This window comes from Sphingorhabdus sp. (assembly GCF_044354325.1).
Taxonomy (GTDB): domain Bacteria; phylum Pseudomonadota; class Alphaproteobacteria; order Sphingomonadales; family Sphingomonadaceae; genus Sphingorhabdus_B.
The window spans coordinates 1-7,503 of sequence record NZ_JBILAF010000099.1; the positions used below are offsets into that span (position 1 = coordinate 1).

General features: G+C 55.0%; 6 protein-coding genes and 1 tRNA gene. 4 read left to right on the top strand and 3 right to left on the bottom strand.

Annotated features, from left to right (window positions below; genetic code table 11):
* The 4 genes from ACIQ0G_RS08855 to ACIQ0G_RS08870 form a co-directional block, all read left to right on the top strand.
* Positions 1–1,606: TRCF domain-containing protein (locus tag ACIQ0G_RS08855; RefSeq protein WP_397577595.1), on the top strand; the 1,606-nt coding region annotated here is incomplete at its 5' end.
* A 77-nt stretch (positions 1,607–1,683) separates the two neighbouring features.
* The gene (moaA, locus tag ACIQ0G_RS08860) at positions 1,684–2,670 is read left to right on the top strand and encodes a GTP 3',8-cyclase MoaA (protein ID WP_397577596.1); all 987 of its coding nucleotides are present in this window, start codon (positions 1,684–1,686) and stop codon (positions 2,668–2,670) included.
* On the top strand, positions 2,667–3,443 hold the full coding sequence (locus tag ACIQ0G_RS08865; protein ID WP_397577597.1) for an NAD kinase: 777 nt from the start codon (positions 2,667–2,669) through the stop codon (positions 3,441–3,443). The genes moaA and ACIQ0G_RS08865 overlap by 4 nt, the downstream gene beginning before the upstream one ends.
* Positions 3,444–3,517: 74 nt before the next feature.
* Positions 3,518–3,592 (top strand) — tRNA-Asn (locus ACIQ0G_RS08870).
* Between the two features lie 19 nt (positions 3,593–3,611).
* Here ACIQ0G_RS08870 and ACIQ0G_RS08875 read toward each other — a convergent pair.
* The 3 genes from ACIQ0G_RS08875 to ACIQ0G_RS08885 form a co-directional block, all read right to left on the bottom strand.
* On the bottom strand, positions 3,612–4,358 hold the full coding sequence (locus ACIQ0G_RS08875) for a sulfite exporter TauE/SafE family protein (protein ID WP_397577598.1): 747 nt from the start codon (positions 4,356–4,358) through the stop codon (positions 3,612–3,614).
* Between the two features lie 24 nt (positions 4,359–4,382).
* On the bottom strand, positions 4,383–7,112 hold the full coding sequence (gene secA / locus ACIQ0G_RS08880) for a preprotein translocase subunit SecA (RefSeq protein ID WP_397577599.1): 2,730 nt from the start codon (positions 7,110–7,112) through the stop codon (positions 4,383–4,385).
* A 90-nt stretch (positions 7,113–7,202) separates the two neighbouring features.
* Positions 7,203–7,503 (bottom strand): hypothetical protein (locus tag ACIQ0G_RS08885; protein ID WP_397577600.1); only part of this gene is annotated, 301 nt, incomplete at its 5' end.

The window sequence follows — 7,503 nt, forward strand, 5'->3', positions numbered from 1 at the left end:
CATGGACCGGCTCGTGTGCGGCGATGTCGGGTTTGGAAAAACCGAAGTCGCCATGCGCGCGGCTTTTGCAGCGGCAATGGCGGGGCTTCAGGTCGCGGTCATTGCGCCGACGACATTGCTGGCACGGCAGCATTATTCGAATTTCGCCGAACGTTTCCGTGACCTGCCGCTAAAGCTCGGCCGGCTTTCACGGCTTGTTCCTGCCGCAGAAGCCACGCAAACGCGTGAAGCCTTGGCGGATGGCACTTTGGACATCGTGATTGGGACGCATGCCGTTCTTGCAAAGTCGCTTGCGTTCAAACGGCTTGGCCTCGTCATTGTTGACGAAGAACAACGGTTCGGCGTCAATCATAAGGAGCAATTGAAAGCGCTGAAGACCGACGTGCATATGCTGACGCTGACGGCGACACCGATCCCGCGGACATTGCAAATGGCAATGTCTGGTCTGCGTGAGCTGTCCGTCATTCAGACGCCGCCTGTCGACCGTCTGGCGGTGCGTACCTATGTTATGCCATGGGACCCCGTGGTGCTGCGTGAAGCGTTGCTGCGCGAACATTATCGCGGCGGGCAAAGCTTCTTTGTCGTGCCGCGCATAACCGACCTCACCGAGATCGAAGAATATCTGCGGACTGAAGTGCCTGAAGTAAAATATGTCACCGCGCACGGGCAAATGTCACCGACGCAGGTCGAAGAGCGCATGAGCGCTTTTTATGAAAAGCGCTACGACGTCCTTCTATCGACGACGATTGTCGAAAGCGGACTGGATATACCGAGCGCGAACACCTTGATCATCCACCGCGCCGACCGCTTTGGCCTTGCCCAATTATATCAGCTGCGCGGTCGCGTCGGGCGTTCGAAAACCCGCGCTTATGCCTATCTAACGCATGAACCGAATCGCGTACTGACCGAAACGGCGGAAAAGCGTCTCAAGGTGCTTGGTGACCTCGACAGCCTTGGTGCCGGGTTCCAGCTTGCGAGCCACGATCTCGACATTCGCGGTGCGGGTAACTTGGTGGGCGATGAACAGTCCGGCCATATCAAAGAGGTCGGCTTTGAATTGTACCAATCGATGCTCGAAGAAGCGATCTTGGAGGCACGTGCCGGCGCGCATGGCCTCGCGAAACCGCGCGGCAGCTTCTCGCCGCAAATCACCATCGATGCGCCAATCCTTATTCCCGAAGATTATGTACCCGATCTTTCGGTCCGCATGGCGCTCTATCGCCGTTTGAACGATCTCGAAGAAGGTCAGGATATCGAAGGTTTTGCCGCGGAAATGACCGATCGCTTCGGCCCGATACCGGAACCAACGCAGAACCTGCTGAAGCTTATCCAGATCAAGCAAAATGCGCTCGTTGCGCAGGTCGCAAAAATTGAGGTTGGCGCGCGTGGTACGTTGGTCAGTTTCCATCAGGACACACCGCCCAATGTCTCAGGGTTGTTGGCCTATGTCGACAAATTGGGCGAGACCGCAAAGCTGCGTCCGGACAGCAAGCTGGTTATCAACCGCATATGGGGCGACCCCGCAGCGCGGCTCAACGGCTGTTTGCAGCTATCGCGCGGCCTGGCAAATCTTGCCCGCCGGCATGGCTCCCCTCCGCGCCCATAGCAGCGAAAAACTTTCCGAACCCTTTCGGCAAATTAATTCAGCTTGGTAGCGCAAGCTTTTCCGCTTACATCGCAAAAATGATCGACGGATTTGGACGCAGTATCGACTATTTACGGATATCGGTGACCGACCGTTGCAATTTCCGTTGCACATATTGCATGCCCGAAATGCAGAGCTTTTTGCCGTATCCCGATTTGCTGAGCTATGATGAAATCACGACGCTGGTCGCTCGGTTTATAGACCATGGCATTCGCAAAATTCGCCTAACGGGGGGCGAACCGCTGGTGCGCCGCGACATTGCAATTCTGATCAACGCCCTTGGGCAGCATGTGAAAAGCGGTGCGCTTGAAGAGTTGACGATGACGACCAACGGCAGCCGGTTGGAACAATTCGCGCCCATTCTTGCCAGCGCTGGCATGAAGCGTATCAATGTAAGCTTGGATACGCTCAACCCGGACCAGTTCAAGACGATCAGCCGCGGGGGAGACCTCGACACTGTATTGAAGGGCATTCACGCTGCCAAAGCCAATGGCCTCGCCATCAAAATCAACATGGTTGCCTTAAAAGGCGAAAATGAAGACGCGCTCATGCCCATGATGGCGTTTTGCGCGGAGCATCGCTTTGATCTCACCCTTATTGAGACAATGCCGCTGGGAACCGGCGTGTCGGAGCGCGAGGCGCAATATATCTCGCTCGACGCCTTCACGGCGCCCATCCGCCAACATTATGACCTGCATCCGCTGGCGCATAAAAGCGCCGGCCCTGCCCGTTATTGGCGCGTCGACCCATTGGGTCTGCGCCTGGGCCTTATCACGCCAATGAGCCAGAATTTCTGCGACCATTGCAATCGCATCCGCCTTACCACCGATGGCAAAATCTATATGTGCCTTGGGTCGGAACTCCACGTCGATTTGCGCAAAGCATTGCGCGAAGGGGTGCCTTCCGACGTCGACCATTTGCTTCAGACGGCTTTGCGGCTTAAACCCCAACGCCATGAATTTGAAAACCAATTCGCGCAGCCTGACTTGAGGTTGAAGCGACATATGAATGCAACAGGTGGATGACTCAATATACGCAACTTGCGATAATATCGTCAGCGACGCCGCAGGCGCGCGAGGCCGAAGCACAGCTCCGTGAAGTCCATGATTTTGTGTCGTTGGATAGCGCCGACGCCGTAATCGTCCTTGGCGGCGATGGCCACATGCTGCAGGTTTTGCATCAATTACTGGAAAGCCGCCGCGACATTCCTGCCTACGGCATGAACTTGGGCACGATCGGCTTCCTAATGAACAGCTGGGATCTGCATGACCTGCACAGCCGGCTGCGGCGCGCAAAGGCCTTCTCGGTTCGTCCCCTGACGGCAGATATCACAACCGTCAGCGGTCAAAAATTCACTTTGCCGGCGATCAACGAAGTCTCGTTACTGCGTGAAACCCGGCAAGCGGCCAAGCTAGAGATTTCTGTCAATGGCCGGGCGGTGATCCCGGAACTTATCAGTGACGGCATATTGGTATCCACGCCCGCAGGTTCGACCGCCTATAATCTGTCCGCAAACGGCCCCATATTGCCGCTCGATTCGTCTTTGCTGGCGCTGACGCCCATCAGCCCCTTTCGGCCCCGTCGTTGGAAAGGTGCCATTCTTCCGGACCGCTATGTCATCAAAATCAACATTTTGGAGGCCAGCAAACGCCCCGTCAGCGCGGTTGCCGACCAACGCGAAATCCGCGATATTGCGCAAGTAGAAGTGGCGTTAGACCGCAATCGATCACTCACGCTTTTGTTCGATCCCGAACATGCACTGGATGATCGCATTGCAATGGAACAATTTATTGTCTGAACTGGCAATGGGCGCTTGCCAAATGCGAAAAAGCGCTGCTATAGGCGCGCCTCTGCCCGAGCATATCGGGCTGTTCCCTGGTAGCTCAGTGGTAGAGCAGTTGACTGTTAATCAATTGGTCGGGGGTTCGAATCCCTCCCGGGGAGCCATTTTTTCTGGCTCATAATATTATGGCAGCCCCTGCGCCTGCCACAACAGCCGCAGCGCGGCGTAGCCGACCAATATCGCGGTAAATGTGCGCAGAAGCCGCGGCGACAAATAGCGCATTCCGAATATGCTTCCGATTTGTCCACCGACCAGCACGGCCGCGAGCAACAGGCCATATTCCATCGCAGGCGCAGCAAGTGACTGTGCCCCTGCCTTTATGACTTGCCCAGCCAAACCGGCGGCCGAATTAATCAAGATATAGAGCGAAGCAAAGGCGGCGATGCGCCGCGCCTCCGCCCAGCGGATAAGGTGCAATATCGGCGCCATGAATATTCCGCCGCCAATCCCGGATAGACCAGCCAGCAGACCAACGCCGCCAGAAATCGCCAACAGCAATGGCTTGGGCAACGTACGCGCCGACAGCTTTTCAGGCTGAAGCAGCAGGGCAATGGCAGAGGCAAGTAATGCCCCGCCCAATATCGTGAGGAAAATCCATTGCTTTAGAGGCACAAGCCCGCCCAGAAACGCGAGCGGCGCGGATACCAGCAACAATGGCATGACTTGCGGCCAAGACACCAGCCCGGCGCGTATGAAGCGCATGCTGCCGCCCGTCACGACAATGATATTGCATAACAAGGCGATGACCGGGATTAGCCGATAATCAACGCCCCACAGCGCCAGCAGCGCGGTATAGGTCGAACCCCCGCCAAAGCCGACGGAGGCATAGACAAAAGCGACGAGAGCGAAGAATCCTGCCAACCAGATCATCCCCGCCCTCCCCGCTCAATGCCTTTAATACGCGCCGTGACAGTGTTTATACTTCTGCCCGGAACCGCAAGGGCATGGGTCGTTACGGCGCAAGTCCGGGTTGCCCGCAAACGGATCGTTTGCACCCGACGCGATCTCTGGGCGTGGGATCGTCGTCGTGACGAACCCAAGTGAACCTGCGTCGATGTCATTGCTGTCATCTTCACCCGTGAACGGGTCGATATGTGTCGTCAGGAAATCCGGCAATTCAGGCAGTTGAGGCGAAACAAGTTCTTCTTCTGCGCGGAATTCGTTGGTGGCGATTGTCTTGGTCACGCCTTCACGAATGGCAGCCAACATGCGTTCAAACAGGCCAAATGCTTCCTGCTTATATTCGTTGACCGGGTTCTTCTGCGCATAAGCGCGCAAGTAAATAACCTGACGCAGGGCATCCAAAGTCGACAAATGCTCTTTCCAATGATGGTCGAGCGTTTGCAGCAAAATGCTTTTTTCGACCTGACGCCATACAGTTTCGTCCAGATCTGCGCCCTTTGCCTTAAACCTGGCGGTCGCCAGGTCGGCAATTCGGGTTTCAATGATTTCGGGCTCAAGGCCGTCTTCCTGCAGCCAGCTATCGATGTCCGGAGCAAGCCCCAGAACTTGCGCGCATTTCTGCTTCAGTCCATCAACATCCCATTGTTCGGGATAGGTGCCTTCTGGGCAGTGATCGCCAACCAGATTGTTGACCGTGTCGTTGAGCATATCCTCAATGATATCGTCGACGGCTTCGGCGTCCATAATTTCGCTGCGCTGGTCGTAAATCACCTTGCGCTGGTCGTTCATGACGTCGTCATATTCCACCAGCTGCTTGCGGATATCGTAGTTCCGCGCTTCGACCTTGCGCTGTGCGGTTTCGATGGCTTTTGAAAGCCACTTGCCGCCGATGGCCTCTCCGTCTTCCAGACTGGAATTCATCATGCGCGAGAACAATGTTTCCGAACCGAATATACGCAGAAGATCATCGTCGAGCGAGAGATAGAAGCGCGAGAGACCGGGGTCACCCTGACGGCCCGAACGGCCACGCAGCTGGTTATCAATTCGGCGGCTTTCATGCCGCTCTGTCGCCAGAACAAACAAGCCACCCGCTTCGACAACCTTAGCTTTTTCAGCAGCGATTTCGGCTTTCAATGCTTCAATTGCGACATCGCGCTCCGGGCCCTCTGGCACATCACGCAATTCATCTTCCAAACGGAATTCAAAGTTACCGCCCAGCTGAATATCCGTGCCGCGCCCAGCCATGTTGGTGGCAATGGTTACGCTGCCGAAACGACCGGCTTGCGCGACAATACGCGCTTCGCTTTCGTGGAAACGCGCATTGAGCACGCTGTGCTTCACATTTTCCTTTTCCAGGAACTCGGAAAGCAATTCGGACTTCTCAATGGAAACAGTACCAACCAATACGGGCTGGCCCCGCTCATTTGCTTCACGAATGGTCTTTGCGATGGCGCCAAATTTGTCCTGCGTGTTTTTGTAGAACTGGTCGTCTTCATCAATACGTTGCACGGGCAAATTGGTAGGAATTTCAACGACATTCAGCTTGTAAATTTCGTGGAATTCACCGGCTTCGGTCGCCGCGGTTCCGGTCATGCCCGACAATTTGGGATACATGCGGAAATAGTTCTGGAAGGTGATTGTTGCGAGCGTTTGGTTCTCTGGCTCAATATCCACGCCTTCTTTGGCTTCGACTGCCTGATGCAGGCCGTTTGACCAGCGACGCCCGTCCATCATACGACCGGTGAATTCGTCGATGATGATGACTTTGCCTTCTTTGACGATGTAATCAATGTCGCGCTTGAACATCACATTGGCTTTGAGCGCCTGATCCAGATGGTGCACAACCAAGGTGTTTTCATAATCATACAGGTTGGTGCCGGTCAGCAATCCGGCGCCCTCAAGCAAACGCTCGGCCTTTTCCGTGCCGTCTTCGGTCAACGTGACATTGCGGCTCTTTTCGTCTTTTTCGTAATCGCCGTCGTCGAGTTGAAGGACAACCGCATGCACCTGCATATATAGTTCTGATTTATCATCGGTTGGGCCCGAGATAATCAGCGGTGTCCGCGCTTCATCGACCAGGATCGAATCCACTTCGTCGACAATTGCAAAGTTAAATGGACGCTGCACCATTTGTGCGCGTTCATATTTCATATTGTCGCGCAGATAGTCGAAACCAAGTTCATTGTTGGTCGCGTAGGTGATGTCGCAATCATAAGCGGCACGGCGTTCATGCTCGGGAATGTTCGGAACAACCACACCCGTGGTCAACCCAAGAAAGCCGTAAATTTTGCTCATCCATTCGGCGTCACGGCGCGCAAGATAGTCGTTCACGGTTACAACATGGACACCCTTGCCTTCAATCGCGTTCAAATAGCACGCCAAAGTCTCGGTCAGCGTCTTGCCTTCACCGGTGCGCATTTCGGCAATTTCGCCGCGATGGAGTACGATGCCGCCGACCATCTGTACGTCGAAATGGCGCATACCCATGACACGCTTCGACGCCTCACGAACTGTCGCAAATGCCTCAGGCAAAATATCGTCCAGCGTTTCGCCGGCAGTCAGGCGGTCACGGAAAATCTGGGTCTGACCCTTCAACCGTTCGTCATCCATGACCGAAATTTGGTCTTCGAGCGCGTTGATCTTGTCGACGATCTTCATGATCGATTTGACGTAACGGTCGTTGGACGAACCGAAAATGGCTTTGGCAATTCCGCCGAGCATAACTAATTCCTTTAAAATCATGTGGGAGACGCGCACAAGTTGGCGCGAAATAGGGTATAAAAAAGGTGCACCGCAGCGGGTGCAAAAGCCCTACCCTAAAATAATATCGTGCCGATAAACGGGCGTGTCGGGAGCCAATGCAACAAACGCGATGCTGCCTTCGACGGGCATCAGATGCACGCGCGCAGTTGGCGTCACATGCACAGGCTGCTCAAACGCGTTATCGGCTTCCTGAGCAGAAGCGGTGGCGTAAGCCTGAACTGCGGCCGAATCCACTGACATAGACGATGAAGAAACGGGGCGCGCAGCCTCCGCAGCGGAAAATCCGCTCAACATCGCCAGTAAGTAAATCAATATGCGCATATATGGCCCTGTTAGGTGCTTTTGGGGA

Bases quoted from the DNA above. Each gene is read 5' to 3' on its own strand.
- ACIQ0G_RS08875 (WP_397577598.1), bottom strand. From the start codon at position 4,358: ATGATCTGGTTGGCAGGATTCTTCGCTCTCGTCGCTTTTGTCTATGCC.
- secA (WP_397577599.1), bottom strand. From the start codon at position 7,112: ATGCTCGGCGGAATTGCCAAAGCCATTTTCGGTTCGTCCAACGACCGT.
- ACIQ0G_RS08865 (WP_397577597.1), top strand. From the start codon at position 2,667: ATGACTCAATATACGCAACTTGCGATAATATCGTCAGCGACGCCGCAG.
- moaA (WP_397577596.1), top strand. From the start codon at position 1,684: ATGATCGACGGATTTGGACGCAGTATCGACTATTTACGGATATCGGTG.